The organism is Psychrobacter sp. GW64-MNA-CIBAN-0177 (genome assembly GCF_040309585.1).
GTDB classification, from domain to species: Bacteria; Pseudomonadota; Gammaproteobacteria; order Pseudomonadales; family Moraxellaceae; genus Psychrobacter; species Psychrobacter okhotskensis.
In genome coordinates this window covers 1-243 of the sequence record NZ_JBEOOY010000535.1, presented here as the reverse complement: position 1 = coordinate 243, position 243 = coordinate 1, and the positions used below count along the sequence as shown (strand labels likewise).

The following is a 243-nucleotide window of genomic DNA, read 5'->3' as shown; positions in this document are numbered from 1 at the left end:
GGAGACGGGCGACTTCGAGCTGGACGGCGTCACGTTCCCGGCCGCCGAGGTGCAGCTCGAATTCATGGATCCGGCCGCGGAGGAAGAAGGCGCGGGCGGCGCGATGTTCCCGACCGGCAACCTCGTCGACGATCTCGCGGTGCCGGGCATCGGCACGCTGAAGGTGACGATGATCAACGCAGGCATCCCGACGATCTTCGTCGACGCGGAAGCGATCGGCTACACGGGCACGGAGCTGCAGGA

1 protein-coding gene is annotated in these 243 nt (G+C 67.5%); it reads left to right on the top strand.

Annotated features, from left to right (window positions below; genetic code table 11):
* Nucleotides 1-243 (top strand): PrpF domain-containing protein (locus AAEY79_RS16125; RefSeq protein WP_352289724.1); only part of this gene is annotated, 243 nt, incomplete at both ends.